Source organism: Pseudodesulfovibrio aespoeensis Aspo-2 (assembly GCF_000176915.2).
Lineage (GTDB): Bacteria > Desulfobacterota > Desulfovibrionia > Desulfovibrionales > Desulfovibrionaceae > Pseudodesulfovibrio > Pseudodesulfovibrio aespoeensis.
This window is the reverse complement of sequence record NC_014844.1, coordinates 313,382-329,321: the sequence shown is the minus strand read 5'-3', so window position 1 is coordinate 329,321 and position 15,940 is coordinate 313,382. Positions and strand designations below refer to the sequence as shown.

Below are 15,940 nucleotides of genomic sequence, written 5' to 3'. Positions count from 1 at the left end.
CACATGACGAAAACCTCGCCCGCACCGAGATTCCGCCTGGAGCGCGACGCCCTTGGCGAGCTTCCAGTGCCTGCGCACGCCTATTACGGCATCCACACCCTGAGGGCCGTGCGCAACTTCCCGTTTTCGGGATACCGGCTGCATCCGGCCTTCATCCGCGCCTTTGCCCTGGTCAAGCGGGCCTGCGCGCAGACCAACGCGCTCCTCGGACATCTGTCCGAGGAGCGCGGCCAGGCCATCGACGCGGCCTGCGCCGAGATCGCCGCAGGCGCGCTGCACGACCAGATCGTGGTGGATCCGTTTCAGGGCGGGGCCGGGACCTCTACCAACATGAACCTTAACGAGGTCATCGCCAGCCGGGCTGCGGAGCTGCTCGGAGGCGAACAGGGCGACTGGGAGCGGGTCCATCCCATCCTGCATGTAAACATGCACCAGTCCACCAACGACGTGTATCCCACCGCCCTCAGGGTGGCGGTCCTGACCGTGCTCTCGGACCTGGAAATCGCCGTGGCCGCTCTCCAGGAGTCGCTCCAGCGCAAGGAGACCGAGTTCCGCGACGTGGTCAAGCCTGGACGTACCGAGTTGATGGACGCCGTGCCCATGACGCTGGGCATGTCGTTCGGGGCCTTTGCCGACGGCGTGGCCCGGGATCGCTGGCGCATCTTCAAGTGTCGGGAGCGGCTCAAGCGGGTCAATCTCGGCGGCACGGCCATCGGCACCGGGCTCGGTGCGCCGCGCGACTATATCCTGGCCGTGACCGGGACTCTGGCCTCCCTGGCCGGGCTGCCCGTGTCCAGGGCCGAAAACCTCGTGGACGCTACCCAGAACATGGACGTGTTCGTCGAGGTTTCGGGCATGCTCAAGGCATGCGCCGCCACCCTGATGAAGATCGCCTCGGACCTGCGTCTGCTCGCCAGCGGCCCCGGCGCCGGACTCGGAGAGTTGATACTGCCGCCGCTCCAGGCCGGTTCCTCTATCATGGCGGGCAAGATCAACCCGGTCATGCCCGAGGCGGTCATCCAGGCCGCCCTGCGGGTCATGGCCAACGACCAGACCGTGACCCTGGCCGCGGCCATGGGCCAACTCGAACTCAACCATCTGATGCCGCTCCTGGCCCATGCCATCCTTGAGTCCCTGACTCTGTTGACATGCGCCTGCCAGGGGCTGGCGACCGGATGTGTGGACGGCATCCTGGCCGACAGGGAGCGCTGCCTGCTTCTGGTGGAGCAGAGTGGGGCGCTGGCCACCGTGCTTGTCCCGGCGCTGGGATACGACCGGGTGGAGCGGCTCCTGGCCGAGGCCAAAGCCGCCGGGCGCAGCGTGCGCGACCAGGCCGCACTCGACGGACTGGCCTCGCCCGAAACCCTGGACAGGCTCCTATCCCCCAAACGGCTGTGCAAGCTCGGCTTCACGCCCGGAGAATTCGAAGGAGTGGAACCCCGATGAAGCTCGTGGCAGACATCAACGCCCTGGACACGCCCAGCCTGTTCGCGGCCAGTGAGCGGCGCATCATCCTGCACGCGGCGGTGTACGGGGCATTCGCCCGATCCCGTCCCCACCGCCACGGCCTTGAGACGGCCCTGGCAAAACCGGGCTTCGAGCGTCTCGACATCATCGTTCTGGAACCGGGATGCTGCGAACCCTGGGTGCGCCCCTTCCTTGAGGCCCTCAGGTTCGGCATATCGAGACAGGCCGCTGACGACGAGGTGGCCGCGTCCCACGCCTTTGTCAGCGAGCTGGCCGCACGTCATCCGGGCCAGGTGCGTGTGCATCCCGCCCGCAGGCTGCCGTGCCTGCCCATCCTCGTCATCGACGACACCATCGTCTTCGGCCAGTACGCCCATGCGGACATTCATGCGCCCCAGGGTTTCTGGGGCATGATCCAGGCCGATGTGCAGACGCTTCTCGGCTGGGCCGATACCGGCAAGCCCCCGGCCTCGGCCTCCCGCGAGGAGGTGGCCGCCTTCCGCCTCATCAACGAGTGCGTCCGGGCCATGTGCGCCTGCCGCGCCTGCCCGACGTTTTCCTTTCAACACCCAGACCGCCGGGACATCCCAGCACCCAATACACCATGAAAGCACACGACATTCTCATCGCTCTGATTGGGGCAGACGACCCCTCACTCTTCGCCCATGCCCATGAAATCAGGCAGCGGGTCTTTGGCAACGAGGTCTACATCCGGGCCATCGTGGAATTTTCCAACACCTGCAACAAGCACTGCCGCTACTGCGGGTTGCGCGCGGACAACCGCACCCTGCGCCGCTACCGCATGCGCGCCTACCACATCCTGGAGACGGTCGCGGCTGCCGTGGACCAGCGGGCAGGAACCGTGGTGCTGCAGTCCGGGGACGATCCGAGCTACACCGCCGAGTACATCGGGGAACTGGTCCGGCAGATCAAGGCCCGCCACGACGTGGCCGTGACCCTTTCCCTGGGCGACCGGGGCCTGGACGAATACGCGTACTGGCGCGAATGCGGCGCGGACCGCTGCCTGCTCAAGCTGGAGACCACCGACCCGGCCCGCTACAAGCAACTGCGCCAGGGCGAGGACTTTTCCGCCCGCCTGCACCGGGTGGAGGAGTTGCGGCGCATGGGCTACGAGGTCGGCTCCGGGGTCATCGCCGGGCTGCCTGGCACCACGCCCGTGGACGCCCTGCGCGACATCCTCTTCCTCACGGATCTGGGGCTGGACATGATCGCGGTGGGGCCGTTCGTGCCCAACCCGGATACCCCCATGGCCGGAAACGCTCCCGGTTCGGTCGATCTGTCGTACAGGATGACCGCCCTGCTGCGCATCCTCAACCCCGAGGCCAACATTCCGGCCACCTCAGCCCTGGACGCACTGCGCCCCGGAAGCCGCACACTGGCCCTGACCCGTGGCTGCAACGTGCTCATGCCCTCCATGACTCCGGCGCCGTTGCGGGGCGACTACGCCATCTATCCCGGCAAGAACGCCGGGACCGACGAGGACGGGCCGTCCCTGGCATCGGCACGCCAGGCCGTCAGGGACGGCGGGTTCATTTCGTCATCGGCCAAGGGGTTCTCGCCACGGGGGAGCCATGTCGGATAAGGCGCCCCGCGGAGTACGGCTGGTCATTGCCCTTGCCGGACGCCGGAATGCGGGCAAATCGTCGCTGCTCAACGCCCTGACCGGTCAGGAGACGGCCATAGTCTCGGACACGCCCGGCACCACCACCGACCCGGTGGCCAAGCACTACGAGTTGCTGCCGCTCGGACCGGTGACCTTCTACGATACGGCGGGCCTGGACGACACCGGCGATTTGGGCGGTTTGCGCATGAAGGCCACGCGCAAGGTGCTCTACCGCTCTGACGTGGCCGTTGTCGTGGTGGGCGAGGAGGGCGTCACCGCCCACGAGCGGGCCATCCTCGACATGGTCAAGGGGTTGTCCATCCCGTGCATCGTGGCCTTCAATAAAACCGACCTGCGCACGCCCGCGTCCGAGGAGCTGGCTCTGTGCCGGTCCCTGGGTGCGCCCTGCCTGACGGTCTGCGCCAGGACCGGAGCCGGGGCGGACGAACTCAAGCGGGCCATCATTGATGCCGCGCCTCTGGAATTTCGCCAGGAGCGGCTGCTGGTGGGCGACCTCATCAGCGAAGGAGACTGGGTGGTCTGCGTGGTGCCCATTGATCTGGCTGCGCCCAAAGGCCGCCTGATCCTGCCCCAGGTACAGGTGCTGCGCGAGATTCTGGACTGCGACGCCGTGGCCGTGACGGTCAAGGAGCGCGAAATCGAAGCGGTCCTGGCCGGGATGGAGCGCAAACCCGCCCTGGTGGTCACCGACTCCCAGGTAGTCATGAGCGTGGCCGGGGACGTGCCCTACGACATCCCGCTGACCACCTTCTCCACCCTGTTCGCCCGCTACAAGGGCGATCTGCCAAGTCTCGTCCGCGGGGCGGACGCCATAGACGCCCTTGAGGACGGCGACACCGTGCTCATCGGCGAGGCGTGTTCGCATCACAACGTGGCCGACGACATCGGACGGGTGAAGATCCCACGCTGGATGACCCAGTACACGGGCCGCGATCTGCGCTTCGAGGTCTACGCGGGCCACGATTTCCCGGACGACCTGGAGCGGTACCGGCTCGTGGTCCACTGCGGGGCCTGCATGCTGGGCCGTACCGAGATGCTCCGGCGCATCAATGAATGCGCCCGCCGAGGGCTGCCCGTGACCAACTACGGGGTGGCCATCTCCAAGGTCCAGGGCGTGCTCGACAGGATCATCGCGCCTTTTCCAGAACTCAGGGCTGCCCCCTTTGGTCTGATGGACGGATGACCGTCAGACAGCGGAGCGCGTTCAGCTGTCGAAGAGGCTGACTGTGCGCTGGCACAGCCCTGAAAGGAGGGCGTGATCATGGCTGATGACGAGCAGGCCAAGCCCGTGCTCGCGGACCGCCCTGAGCACCGCCTTCCAGATGCCCGCCTGGGTCAGGGCGTCCAGCATGGAGGTCATCTCGTCGCACAACAGGTAGCGCGTTCTGCGGTCCAGGGCCCGGGCAAGACAGACCCGCTGCAACTCGCCGCCGGAAAGCTCGTGTGGATAGCGGTGGTTCCAGGTCGGGTCCACGCCCAGAACATCCAGCATGGCCCTGTCCGGCTCCCCTGCCTCGCGCAGGATGTCGGCGATTTTCCAGCGCGGGTTCACGGCCAGTTCCGGATGCTGGAACAGCAGTTGTACCGGGCAGAACTCCCCGTCCGGTAAATGATGTCCGTTCACGAGGACATTCCCCTCCACCGGACGCAGATACCCGCCAAGGATTTTTGCCAGGGTGGATTTCCCCCTGCCGCTTGGACCTGGCAGGCCCACTATCTCGCCGGGCGCAATACGGATGTCAATGCCACGGAACAGCCACGGGTCGCTCTTCGCATAGCGGAAGGCAAGGCCGCTTGCCTCAAGCATGGCTGCACCTCACCAGACCGTCTTGTTTCTGCCGCAGTTCGGGCAGATGCTCCCGGCAGGTCTCGCAGCCAAGGTTGCAGCGGGCGCTGAAGGGACATCCGCCGTTGGTCGATGCGCGGGCTTCAGGCGGCAGTCCGTTCACAAAGCTGTTGCCGGGCATGGCTTCACGCAGGGCGCGCGAATAGGGATGAAGCAACCCGCCGCTGCCGTTGAAGGCATCGGCCCTGGTCTCCTCAACCGTCACGCCGCCGCAGAAAACCGTCACCCTGTCTGCCACCCTCAGGGCCGAGGCGACATCATGCGTGATAAGCAGCACGCCCTTGCCGGTGTCGGCAAGGGCGCGCAGGTGATCCAGAGTTTCATGGGCCACGTCCCTGTCCAGGCCATTGGTGGGTTCGTCGGCCAGGAGCAGATCGGCCATGCCCACCGTTGCGCTGGCCGTGAGCACACGCCGGGCCATGCCGCCGGAAAGCTGGAAGGGGAGCCGGGCGGCGACTTGGTCCCCAAGGCGGTAGCGGCGCAGGCAGTCGAGGGCCGCGTCGTGCGATCGGTCTTTGGGAATGCCGCTCAGGGCTGCTGCCCGTGCGATCTGGGTTCCCACCCGCAGAAGCGGGTTGAGATAGGTCATGGACTGGGGCACCAGGGCTATCTCCCGCCCACGCAGCCGGGCTGTTTCGCTCGGGGTCAACTCGCGTCCCTTGAAGCGGATGGTCCCCCGTATTCGGGCGTTGTTTGGGAGGATGCCGAGCAGGGCATGGGCAAGCAGGCTCTTGCCCGCGCCGGACTGCCCGACCAGGGCCATGACCTCGCCTGCGGCCACACGCAGGTCCAGGCAGCGGATGGCACAGATGTCGCGCCGCCGGAGTCCGATGGAATAGCTGGAAAAGCTGACTGACAAATCGTGTACTTCGAGCATGGGATATCCTTATTCGCGACAGGTACGCGGGTCGAACAAGGCCCGGACGTTGTTGCCCAGCACATCGAACGCCTTGACCGTAATCACCAAAGCCAGTCCCGGTGCCACCGCCAGCCACCACAACCCCATGGACAGGTAGCGCATGGACTCGGCCAGGAGCACGCCCACGGCGGGCGTGTGCGGCGACATGCCGAATCCGAGAAAGGTCAGTCCGGCGGCATGGAGGATGGCGTGGGGAAAGAGCAGGAGCAGGCCGATCATGAACTGGGGCGCGACATGCGGGAGCATGTGATGGCGGGCGATGTAGAGCGGTCTCTTGCCCAGGCGCGCCGAAAGCCGGACGTATTCCGAGGATCGGATCTGCATGACCTCGGCCCGGATGACACGGGTAAGCGACGGCCAGTGGGAGGCCGCCACCGCGATGATCACGCCCCTGGCCCCGCCGCCGCAGGCAAAGGAGATGAGGATGAGCAGCACCAGATGGGGCGTGGCCATGGCCACGTCCACCAGCCAGGTAATTGCGGTGTCCACGGCCCGGCCCATGGTGGCGGCGGCCAGCCCGAGGAGCAGGGCCACCACGGCCGAGCAGCCCGCGGCGGTCAGCCCCACGCCCAGACTGATGCGCAGCCCCTTGAGGGTCCGGGCGAACATGTCGCGACCGAGCCAGTCCGTGCCAAAGGGGTGCGCCCAGTCCGGAGGGAGTTTGCGCAGTCCGAGGTGGGTCAGCTCACCCTGTTCGCCATAGAGCCAGGCTCCCAGGAACACGGCGGTAAAGAGCGTCAGACAGGCCGCGATGGTGGCAATGGTGCGGGAGCGGCGATCCCTCCCGATGGATTGGAAGAGGATCACACGCCCTCCCTTCCGGCGTCGCGCATTCGGGGATCGACCACCAGGTAGAGAAGGTCTGCAATCATGTTGCCCACAAAGACGAAGACCGCGCTGAAAAGGACGATGCCGAGCAAGAGCGGCACGTCGCCGCGATACCCGGCCTCCACCGTGGCCCGCCCCAAACCGGGATAGGAGAAGACCTGCTCGGCCAGCACCGCCCCGCCGAACAGCTCGCCCAGAGAGGCGAATTGAAGCGTGACAGCGGGCAGCATGACGTTCCTGAGGGCGTGGCGCAGGACGATGCCGCGCGTGGTGTCTCCCTGCGCCCTGGCAAAGAGAACGTAGTCGCTGTGCATGGCCTCAATGGTCTTCTCCCGCGTATGCAGGGCAATCTGGGCCACCCCGATGAGCGAGAGGGTCACGGCGGGCAGCAGCAGGTGGTGCAGGCGGGTGAGCAGCGGGACATCCGCAGGGTCCATGCCCACCGGGCCGGCGCAACAGACAGGCGTCCAGCCGAGCTGCACGGAAAAGAAGGTCAGCAGGACCATGCCCACCCAAAAGGTCGGGGTGGAGGCCATGGTGTAGGCATAGAGCCGGATTGCCCTGTCTACCCGGCTCCCTTCCCTGGCCCCGGCCACCAGGCCGAGGGCGAATCCGAGCACGCCGGAAAAAGACCACGCCAGGAGCATGAGCCAGAAGGAAGCCGCGAACCGTTTGCCGATGACCGAAAGGACCGGCTCGTTGAAGATGGTAGATTCCCCGAAGTTGCCTCGTGCCAATTGCCCGGCCCAGCGCGCCAGCCGCTCCGTTGCGGGCCGGTCAAGACCCCAGCGCTCGGCAATGCGCTCACGCTGCTCGGGCGAGACTTTAAGGATGGATGGTCCGAGATAGGCGTCGATGGGGTCCACGGGCGAAAAACTGACCAGTACAAAGGAGAGTACCGCCACTGCTGACAGCAACAGGGTCAGCCGGGCAAGCTTGGCGGCCAGAAAACGCGCTATGGATCGCATGCTGTTCCTTTCGGTTGAAATGGCCGGAGAGGGGGTGCCTCTCCGGCCCAGATGACTGCGATCAGTTGCAGATCCACTTCCACTGGTGGATGTTGGCAGTGATGGGCCAGCCGTGGCCATGGGGCTCCATCTGCGATTGGCCGACGTCCAGGCAGGTGTTCACGAAGTAGGTGTGGTCGAGGTTGACCATCCAGGCCCAGGCCGCGTCGCCCGGAGTGGTAAAGCCTGTTGTGCCGTCCCACTGCGCCTTTTGCCACAGGGGCAGGGACGCGTCGAAGGATTCTGCAGCGCGGGCCTGCTCCAGATAGCCATCCACCACAGGGTTGGAGTAGAACCCGGCGTTCCAGTACATGGGTTCCGGGCCAGGGGTGTGGTAGAGCTTGTACATCTCAAGGGGGCTGTGATCGCCGAACCCGTAGACCACCACGTTGGAGTGAGTCAGCTCGGTCTTGATGCGGTCCCAGTTCTCGCCTCTGGGGATGGCGGTGATACCCACCGGGCGAAGCATGTCGGACACGGCCAGGGCCAATCCCTGGCGCAGGGAATCCTTGGCGTTGTAGACGATGGTGAACTCGGCCTTGAGGCCGTTCTTCTCGCGGACGCCATCGCCGTCACTGTCCTTCCAGCCTGCGGCGTCGAGAATCGCCCTGGCCTTGTCCGGATCATTGTCCTTGAAGCGGATTGCCGGGTTGTCCCAAGGCAGGTTGTCCACCACGCCGAAGGCAGGGTTGCCGTAGCCGTCCAGTACACCGGACACGAGCAGCTCGCGGTTGATGGCGTAGTTGACGGCCTTGCGGATGGCCGGATCGGCGGTCACGGTGTTGCCGATGCGCACGCCCTTGGGGGTCTTCTTGCCCTCATCCGGGACCGTGGGGAACATGAGCCCACGGTTGTCCACGCTCTTGACCACGTGCAGCCGCATGCCGGGAATGGCCTGCCCTGCAAGGTTGGATGGCACACCGAGCACGTCCGCCTGCCCGGCGCGGGCGGCGGCCAGTGCCGCGTCCTCGCCGGAGAACAGAAATACGAGCCGTTTGATGGCGGGCTTCTCCCCATAATACAAATCATTGGCCTCGACGATCATCTGCTGGCCTTCGTCCCAGCGCACGAGCTTGTAGGGGCCGGAACCAATGGGGTTGCGACCGTACTGCGGGGTGTAACCCTTCTCCGGCACGATGCCCAGGGTGATCATGTGCTGCATGAAGGTGATGTCCGGCTCCTTGAGGGTCAGCGCCACAGTGAAATCGCCCGTGGCATCGGCCCGGTCCAGAGGGGTAAGGTCGATGTTGCCGCCAGCCACCAGAGCCTTGTTGAAGGTAAAGGCCACATCCGAGGCTCTCAGCGGTGTGCCGTCGGAAAAGACCGCATCCTTGCGGATGGTCACGGTCCAGGTGATGCGATCATCGGAAAGTGACCAGGATTCGGCCAGATCAGGGATGATCTGAAGCTTGGCGTCACGCTTGAGCAGAGTGCTCTGGAACAACGGGTTGCCGTAGACGCCCCATCCCAGAATCGGGTCGTACCCCTCGGCGCTTTCGCCCCCAACGGCAAGGACAAGAGTATCTTTTACTGCCAGAGCTGGGCTGACGAGAGCGAATGACACAAGAGCAAACAAGACATGCACAGAAATGTTTAGGAGGCACTTTTTCATGATCATTCCATCCTTTTTAAGTATGACTAATCAAAACATATTCTGAACATGCTACGATTGTCAATATCATAACACAATCAAGACATGTTCTCCTCTCTGGGGAGGCGTGCATTGCAACGTGGCCAGTTCGGAGAAGTTACCATCGGAAATGAACAAATTATACATTTAAAACAGAAAGTTGGTTTACCGAGTAACCAGTCGAGTTAGTGTAATTGTAACAAACTCAGATCGAGCATGGCATCAATCCCTTGAGCCGGAGCCGCCTCCGCCATCCCTCTCGCCGTCGCCTGCGTGGATGACGACGCTAGCAAAGTCGAGATGGCAAGGCCGACCGGCCAGAGCCGGTCGCCCGAAGGGCCTGGCCTTGCTATCTCGGCTGCTTGCGTCACGCTCGCGGAAAAAACGGCGGGAGGAGCAAATATCCCTTCGCCGGAGCTTGCGCGTTGATCTGGGGGCGTCATATGGTAGGGCATATCCGTTGGATAATTTCGTAACGAGAAGGAGGTATGACGCAACCAAGGTGCGTTCATAAGTTTTGACGAAGTCTAAACTGATGAACGCTTAAGTAGGCACTAACATGCCGTAACACCAAACACTTCTTCGCCGTTCATTTCCAAACGGCACGCTTTCACATCCAAACACTAGGCTGGAACACAGCACCCCCGCCGGACAAACGACAGGTATCTAGAAATCTGCCGTTGTCGCAATTCCCCCACGGCCACCAATCTATGCGCAGGACGAATGAGCCTGCGTGGTGGCACCCTTTATTGAATGGATTCTCAGGATTTTTCCTTCTGTGGGAAACGGACATTGATTTGTCTCGTGTCGGTTGTTGTGTGGCGCATTCGCGCCATAGGCAGGTCATTCCCCGGCAAACGGGGAAGGTCCGACCTGCTTTGTCCCGGGGCGCTGCCCCGAACTATTCTTGAAGGAGAAATCCATGACAAAATCCATCAGTCTGGTACTGGGCGCGAACAGGGCAACCCTGTCCGGCCCCAAATCGAAACAATACAGGATCCGCCAGAACGCCAAGGCCTTTGCAAAGCGGCTTCGCCGTGCAGGGTTCGGGGTTCGCAAATGGACCAACATCACGAACAAGCATTTTGCGGCGGTTGCGCGGCAAATGAAAGACGAAGGCAAGGGTGACGGACGCATCGCCGAAATTTTTTCGGCGGCCCGCGACCTTTGCCGAGCCTACGGGAATATCGGCATCAGCCCGACCAATGATGTGTTCGACGTTCGGCGGGGCAGCATTGCCAACGCCAATAGCAAAGCGGTTGCCCCCGCCTTCGTGCAGGGGGCAATCGACAAGCTGGAAAACGAGCATGGTTATGAATACGGCCCCCGGTGCGCCGCTCAGATCCGTTTGCAATGGGAACTGGGGTTGCGCCGGGAAGAATCGGCCAAAGTCGATCTGGTCGCGGACTGGGACAGGGAAGGCCGCAGCCTGCTTGTCCGGTACGGGACCAAGGGGGGACGGCCCAGGACGCTGTTCAATCTGTCCGACAAGCAGCAGGATGCTCTGGAGCGTGCGCTACCTTGGGTCAGCCAATCCGACAGGGCGGGGATACATAATCTCATGCCTGAAGGGATGGGCGACAAGTGGCAGGAAAAGCTGTCCTATGCGGCCAGGCTGTGCGGGTTCACCAAGAAAGAAAGCGGATGGACCCTGCACAGCAACCGCCATGAACGGTTCCACCGCATGTACGTCGAGCACACGGGTTTTCAGCCGCCCAACCAGCACGAATCCGTGGAAGCCTTCCAGAAGGCCGCACAGGACACGGCAGGGGACGAATGGCCCAGGCTCGACGCTGAAGCCCGTGACGACATTGAAGTGACCGCAGGACATTCCGCAGGAAGGCGGGATGTGTCCGATGCCTACCTTGGTAATTCCCGTTAGAAGAAGCCCCGCCATTTCCGGTGGGGCTTCCTCTTATGTGGCGCGAGGTTTTGGGCGCGAGGTTCCACGGAGGAGACACAGCGCTCGGGCGCTGTGTCTCCTCCATGGAACCGTCCTTCCCTCCAGTCGGCTTGGGGCCGACAGGAGGGAAGGACTATCGCCAAATGAGGTCCGCTACCTGGGAACGTATTTCACTTTTGCCAGATGAGGTCGTGAAACGCAGCGGTTAAGATTGACTCGTTCATTCAATCCGGCAGCGCTCTGGCATCTGGCCGATGGTGTCGGTGTCTGCACCAAAAATGGTGCTCGCAGCCGAGAGGCCCAAATGCCCACCGGGAAAACTGTCACTTTTTCATATTTTCCCCCTTGCCGAGCTTGCGTTTTCATATTCCGGGAGTGTCAAACTGACCTGTGGGGCGACAATCCATGTCGGCTCACGGCGGACAGGGCGAGAGATTCAATGAAAAGACCGGGGAAGAATAGTGGGCTTTGACAACGAAGCGGAACTGAGCATACTCACCGTGAAGGATGTCCCAGACTATCTGGGCAAAAGCGTGGACTGGGTCTACGACCATGCCGAAGACATCGGCGGCGTCAAACGCGGTGGGTCATGGTTCTTCCCTTCCCGGAGGGACATTTATGACCATCTATTCCAAAGCCGGAAAAGGGTTCCGGTACGACTTCATGGTGAAGGGCAAGCGCTACACCAAGGCGTGGTTTCGGACAAAACGCGAAGCGCAGGCGGCGCAGGCGCAAAGAAAAAAGGAGGTGGCGAAGGCAGACAAGATGGCCGAAAGGAACGACATGGGCTTGCTTGACATGCTCAACAGGCGACTTGACACATTGCAGGAGCGCTCGTTTTCGACCCAGTATTACAAGAACACCCGCTACGCCGCCCAGCGGTTGCTCAAGCACTTCGGCGATGTGCCGTGCAGCACCATTACCAGCAGAATGGCTGACGATTACCTGCTGTCCCGGTCCAGGTCGTCGACGCCCCTGGCGGCCAATGCCGACCTGCGGCTACTGCGGGCAACGTTCGCCTGGGCCATGAAAAGGGGACAGCGGTTCATCGCCGACAATCCCTTTGCCGGGCTGGAGTCGTTTCAAAGCCTTTTGGCCCAAGAAAAAGAAGGGGAACACCGAATTCCCAGGAGCCTGGGCCCGGATCATTGCGGCGGCCAAACCTGAAGACCAACCATACCTGTGGGTGATCCGCGAGACCCTGGCCCGAAGCGTCGAGGTGCATCGGTTGAAATGGAAGCGGGTCAACTTCGAGGACCGGTACGTGGAGTTGAAGACCTTCAAGAACAAGGACCGAAAGCCCGTGCTCCGGCAGGTGCCGATGACCGACAAGCTGTACGAGGTGCTCAGTGAACTGTATGCCAGGCGCGACCCTGAAAAGGAATGGGTGTTCTGGTGCCGCAGCTACAGCCACAAGCTGAAACGGATGGTGGACGGGCCCTACACCAAGGGCCGCTACACCATGCTCAAGACGGCGTGCAGGAAGGCCGGTGTCGGCTACTATTCGTTCCATCGCTTCCGGGCATCGGGTGCTTCGGTGATGGACAACAACGGCGCGCTCATCTCGGGCATTCAGCATCTGCTGGGGCATGCCGACCGACGGAGCACCGAGATCTATCTGGAAAAGCTGCGGAACGTGGAACGGGACGCCATGGCAATCTATGAAGCGCAAAGCCGCCGGGTTGCCTGACGGATTCACACACGGTAGTCACACACAAAGATCAACGGGCTGCGACCAATCGGTCGCAACCCGTTGAAAAACAGAAGGTAAGAGCCGATAGTCCCACACAAGGTGGCGGCTATTTCCAAAAGTTTTCCCCCCGGAATCTTCCACCCACACCCACGCCCACGCCCATGCCCCCTTGGCGTAGACACAAAAAGTCCGCCCACCCCTTGCGGGATGGGCGGACAATATATGCGCGGGAAGCAGAACCTAGAAGCTGTATCCGAGAGCGGCGCGCATCTCGGCGGGGATCATGGCGTCCTGGCCGGGCTCAAGAGCCTTCCAGGGGGCGCCGGCGTCCTTGCGGGAAGCCTTGACCTCTTCCAGGTCGAAACCGTAGCGGGGCACGTCAAACTGCTGGCCGGGGTAGATCAGGTCAGGGTTCTTGATCTGGGCGCGGTTGGCCTTGTAGATCATGGGCCACATGAAAGGATCGTTGTACACGTGCTTGTACTCGGAAATCCACCACAGGCACTCGCCCTTGGTCACGGTGTGGGAAACGGGCAGAGCATCGTACTCGGCCTTGTAGACATCCATGGGATCGGCCACCACAGCCGTTTCGACGATGACTTCCTTTTCCTCGACCACAACCACTTCGGGCTCGGTCTTCACTTTCTTCGAACAACCCCAAGCAAAAACAAGGCACAGGGCGATTGCAAGTAAAATCAGCTTCTTCATTGATTGCCTCCTCGGAATTAATTCCTTATTCAAACCCTCTGTAGCACACAGGTCACGCCTGCATTCCATCGGACCAATTATCAATTATTTTCTTTTCTTGCAACACAATTTTGCTGGTTGGATTCTGCTGCCGCGCTTTTTCCACGGCCTGGGCCGCCTCGTCCATCCAGCCGCCCAGGCGCAGGCTCTGGCTGGCCAGCACGTACATGCGCTCTGTCTCCTCGCCGTAAATGGTTCGGATCAACGCGTCGTACTCGTCCTTGAAAACAGCCATGACCAGCCCGTTCTGCGAGAAGATGTACCGCGCCAGCAGGACGTTGTCGCTGTATCGGTGCAGGTAGCTCGGCAGCAGCTGGCGGCACTTGGCCATGATGAACCGGATGCGCGCGATCTCGCGGAACATGGATTCCTCGGTCTGGCTCAGGATCTGGAAAAGCTGCTCTGCTATTTCCCTCTCGGCCCCGGAGCTGTCCGGATCGCCCTTGATCAGCGTGTGGAACCAGGGGGCATAGTTCTGCTTCTGGTAGGCGTCCTCCTTGAGCTTGACCGTCTCGTGGAAGATGTAGCCGATGGCCCAGTCGAGAAACCTGCCACCCAGATGCACATGCGGATCGTTGCGAAAGACATGGTGGGCCGTGTCCTTCATCCGCCACAGGAGGCCCTTGTCCATCTCGGTGCCCACGATGTCCCTGAGCACCTCGAACTCCACGGTGCCATCGGCGTCAAAGGACGCCATCTGGTGCTCCAGCAGCTCGCACGCCTGGCAGAAGAACTTGAACAGATCCCGGACGAACTCCGGATGCTTGGCCTGAATCCACGCTTTCGACATCGCTCGCCTCCGCTCTCCTGCTATACTGCCGGAAAAATGATGTCCACCCGCGCCCCGCCGTCGTCCGCATTGCTCAAGTGCATCTCCACGCCGTGGCTCTCCAGGATGGCGGAGACCAGGGCCAGCCCCAGCCCGGTGCCGGTGTCCTTGGTGGTGAAAAACGGGTCGCGCACCTTTTCGATGTGCTCCGGCGCGAAACCGGGGCCGGTATCCTGCACGGTCACATGCAGCCGCCCTTCCTCGCGCGCCGCGCGCAGGAAGACCTGACCGCCCTTGTCCATGGCCTGGAGCGCGTTGGCGATGAGGTTGTAGAAGGCGCGGTAGAGCAGATCCTTGTCGCCCTTGGCCGAGAGGTCGCCGCTGTATTCGCGGTCTATGGTCACGCCGAGTTTTTCGCACTCCGGCTCCATGAACACGGCCACCTGATCGAGCAGACGGCCCACGTTGACATCGGCCATGGTCGGCTTCTTGGGCCGCGCGTAGTCCAGAAACTCGCCCACCGTGCGGGTCAGCCGCTTGGCCTCCTCGTGCAGGGCCTGGAGGATGCGGGTGTGCGGGCTCTGCTCATTGACCGCCTTCTTGAGAATCAGCTCGGCGCTTGAGCAGATGATGCCAAGCGGGTTGCGAATCTCGTGGGCCACGCCTGCCACCATGCGACCCATGCCCGCCAGCTTCTCCTGCTGCTGGAGCTCGAAGATGAGCTGCTCCTTCTCGCGCAACTGCGCGTTGCTCAGCCGCTCGGCCCGGCGCAGCACGGCCAGGACCAGAAAGAACAGGACCATGGAGGTGACCAGCGAAAAGGCGATGACCAGCCGCTCGAAGTTGAGCATGGCCATGAAATCGGGCGTGATGTCCTGGGTGAACTCCAGAATGCCCATGATCGGGTTCTCGGAGATGTCGGTCAGGGACCGTTCGGCGCGAAGCGGGTAGTAGGCGCGCAGGGTCAGGCTGCCCGGCTTGAGGCTGACCCGAAAGAGCGAGGCGAACTTGGAGACCTTGGCCAGGATCTCGGGCGTAAACCGGGCCGTCTCCCAGGTACGGGTGACCATGTACAGGGCAGATCCATTCTCTCCCACCTCGTCCTTGTTCAGGGAGTAGGTGATGACGCCCTCGGGGTCATAGATGCGCAGCGACGTGACATGGAAACTGTGGACCGTGGAACGGACCACCTGATCCAGGGTCTTGAACTGCTCTTCCTGGCGCAGGCTGATGCCCCCGTAGCGCATGACCGTGGGCATGACGAACCGGGTGAACACCTGATGGCTGACGTTCTCGGCCAGGAGCAGGCCGAACTTCTCCTGCTTGTCCAGCAGGGTCTGCTCCGCATACTTGGAGATGAAGACGGACAGCAGCAGGCTGAATCCGAGAATGATGGCGAACAGGCTCCAGGAAATGACCTTGACGAACTGGAGCGGCTTGCCGCCGCTGTCGCGATGGTTTGTCAACGAATGCAAACTCCCCGGTC

The 15,940-nt window shown here is 62.6% G+C and carries 15 protein-coding genes; 7 read left to right on the top strand and 8 right to left on the bottom strand.

Annotated elements, in window-relative coordinates; genetic code table 11:
• Window positions 1-3 precede the first annotated feature (3 nt).
• The 4 genes from DAES_RS01465 to hydF are packed head-to-tail and all read left to right on the top strand — an operon-like array spanning window position 4 to window position 4,295.
• Window positions 4-1,446: an aspartate ammonia-lyase gene (locus DAES_RS01465; RefSeq protein ID WP_041271535.1), complete on the top strand. Its 1,443-nt coding sequence runs from the start codon at window positions 4-6 to the stop codon at window positions 1,444-1,446.
• Window positions 1,443-2,075: a hypothetical protein gene (locus DAES_RS01460; protein WP_013513260.1), complete on the top strand. Its 633-nt coding sequence runs from the start codon at window positions 1,443-1,445 to the stop codon at window positions 2,073-2,075. The genes DAES_RS01465 and DAES_RS01460 overlap by 4 nt, the downstream gene beginning before the upstream one ends.
• Entirely contained in the window at window positions 2,072-3,070 is a 999-nt protein-coding gene (hydE, locus tag DAES_RS01455; RefSeq protein WP_013513259.1) for a [FeFe] hydrogenase H-cluster radical SAM maturase HydE, read from the top strand. The genes DAES_RS01460 and hydE overlap by 4 nt, the downstream gene beginning before the upstream one ends.
• Window positions 3,060-4,295, top strand: coding sequence for a [FeFe] hydrogenase H-cluster maturation GTPase HydF (gene hydF, locus DAES_RS01450; RefSeq protein ID WP_013513258.1), 1,236 nt, complete (start codon window positions 3,060-3,062; stop codon window positions 4,293-4,295). Before hydE ends, hydF begins: the two co-directional genes overlap by 11 nt.
• A gap of 21 nt (window positions 4,296-4,316) precedes the next feature.
• On the opposite strand, the gene DAES_RS01445 is transcribed toward hydF, so the two are convergent.
• The 5 genes from DAES_RS01445 to DAES_RS01425 form a co-directional block, all read right to left on the bottom strand.
• Complete coding sequence (locus DAES_RS01445) at window positions 4,317-4,919, bottom strand: ABC transporter ATP-binding protein (protein ID WP_013513257.1); 603 nt, start codon at window positions 4,917-4,919, stop codon at window positions 4,317-4,319.
• A complete protein-coding gene (locus tag DAES_RS01440; protein ID WP_013513256.1) occupies window positions 4,912-5,835 on the bottom strand; it encodes an ATP-binding cassette domain-containing protein in 924 nt (307 codons plus the stop codon). Before DAES_RS01440 ends, DAES_RS01445 begins: the two co-directional genes overlap by 8 nt.
• 9 nt (window positions 5,836-5,844) lie before the next feature.
• Window positions 5,845-6,684 carry an ABC transporter permease gene (locus tag DAES_RS01435; protein ID WP_013513255.1) on the bottom strand — a complete coding sequence of 280 codons (840 nt, stop codon included), beginning with the start codon at window positions 6,682-6,684 and terminating at the stop codon, window positions 5,845-5,847.
• Window positions 6,681-7,673 (bottom strand): ABC transporter permease, encoded by a 993-nt coding sequence (locus DAES_RS01430; RefSeq protein WP_013513254.1) that lies wholly within the window; start codon window positions 7,671-7,673, stop codon window positions 6,681-6,683. Before DAES_RS01430 ends, DAES_RS01435 begins: the two co-directional genes overlap by 4 nt.
• Window positions 7,674-7,734: 61 nt before the next feature.
• Entirely contained in the window at window positions 7,735-9,156 is a 1,422-nt protein-coding gene (locus DAES_RS01425) for an ABC transporter substrate-binding protein (RefSeq protein WP_236608446.1), read from the bottom strand.
• Window positions 9,157-10,264: 1,108 nt separating this feature from the next.
• Between DAES_RS01425 and DAES_RS01420 the strand changes: the two genes are divergently transcribed.
• From DAES_RS01420 to DAES_RS17885, 3 genes are all read left to right on the top strand, one after another.
• The gene (locus DAES_RS01420; protein WP_013513252.1) at window positions 10,265-11,224 is read left to right on the top strand and encodes an integrase domain-containing protein; all 960 of its coding nucleotides are present in this window, start codon (window positions 10,265-10,267) and stop codon (window positions 11,222-11,224) included.
• 573 nt (window positions 11,225-11,797) lie between these two features.
• Window positions 11,798-12,412 carry a site-specific integrase gene (locus tag DAES_RS17890; RefSeq protein WP_236608445.1) on the top strand — a complete coding sequence of 205 codons (615 nt, stop codon included), beginning with the start codon at window positions 11,798-11,800 and terminating at the stop codon, window positions 12,410-12,412.
• 19 nt (window positions 12,413-12,431) lie between these two features.
• Window positions 12,432-12,935, top strand: coding sequence for a tyrosine-type recombinase/integrase (locus tag DAES_RS17885; RefSeq protein ID WP_236608444.1), 504 nt, complete (start codon window positions 12,432-12,434; stop codon window positions 12,933-12,935).
• A gap of 243 nt (window positions 12,936-13,178) precedes the next feature.
• Here DAES_RS17885 and DAES_RS01410 read toward each other — a convergent pair whose 3' ends face one another.
• The 3 genes from DAES_RS01410 to DAES_RS01400 are packed head-to-tail and all read right to left on the bottom strand — an operon-like array spanning window position 13,179 to window position 15,929.
• Entirely contained in the window at window positions 13,179-13,646 is a 468-nt protein-coding gene (locus tag DAES_RS01410; RefSeq protein WP_013513251.1) for a LysM peptidoglycan-binding domain-containing protein, read from the bottom strand.
• A 52-nt stretch (window positions 13,647-13,698) separates the two neighbouring features.
• Window positions 13,699-14,475 carry a hypothetical protein gene (locus tag DAES_RS01405; protein ID WP_013513250.1) on the bottom strand — a complete coding sequence of 259 codons (777 nt, stop codon included), beginning with the start codon at window positions 14,473-14,475 and terminating at the stop codon, window positions 13,699-13,701.
• A gap of 20 nt (window positions 14,476-14,495) precedes the next feature.
• Window positions 14,496-15,929 carry an ATP-binding protein gene (locus tag DAES_RS01400; RefSeq protein WP_236608443.1) on the bottom strand — a complete coding sequence of 478 codons (1,434 nt, stop codon included), beginning with the start codon at window positions 15,927-15,929 and terminating at the stop codon, window positions 14,496-14,498.
• Between the last annotated feature and the right edge of the window lie 11 nt (window positions 15,930-15,940).

Coding starts and splice junctions, on each gene's coding strand:
- DAES_RS01430 (WP_013513254.1), bottom strand. CDS start 7,673: ATGCGATCCATAGCGCGTTTTCTGGCCGCCAAGCTTGCCCGGCTGACC.
- DAES_RS01420 (WP_013513252.1), top strand. CDS start 10,265: ATGACAAAATCCATCAGTCTGGTACTGGGCGCGAACAGGGCAACCCTG.
- DAES_RS01405 (WP_013513250.1), bottom strand. CDS start 14,475: ATGTCGAAAGCGTGGATTCAGGCCAAGCATCCGGAGTTCGTCCGGGAT.
- hydF (WP_013513258.1), top strand. CDS start 3,060: ATGTCGGATAAGGCGCCCCGCGGAGTACGGCTGGTCATTGCCCTTGCC.
- DAES_RS01410 (WP_013513251.1), bottom strand. CDS start 13,646: ATGAAGAAGCTGATTTTACTTGCAATCGCCCTGTGCCTTGTTTTTGCT.
- DAES_RS01465 (WP_041271535.1), top strand. CDS start 4: ATGACGAAAACCTCGCCCGCACCGAGATTCCGCCTGGAGCGCGACGCC.
- hydE (WP_013513259.1), top strand. CDS start 2,072: ATGAAAGCACACGACATTCTCATCGCTCTGATTGGGGCAGACGACCCC.
- DAES_RS01440 (WP_013513256.1), bottom strand. CDS start 5,835: ATGCTCGAAGTACACGATTTGTCAGTCAGCTTTTCCAGCTATTCCATC.
- DAES_RS17890 (WP_236608445.1), top strand. CDS start 11,798: ATGCCGAAGACATCGGCGGCGTCAAACGCGGTGGGTCATGGTTCTTCC.
- DAES_RS01445 (WP_013513257.1), bottom strand. CDS start 4,919: ATGCTTGAGGCAAGCGGCCTTGCCTTCCGCTATGCGAAGAGCGACCCG.
- DAES_RS01460 (WP_013513260.1), top strand. CDS start 1,443: ATGAAGCTCGTGGCAGACATCAACGCCCTGGACACGCCCAGCCTGTTC.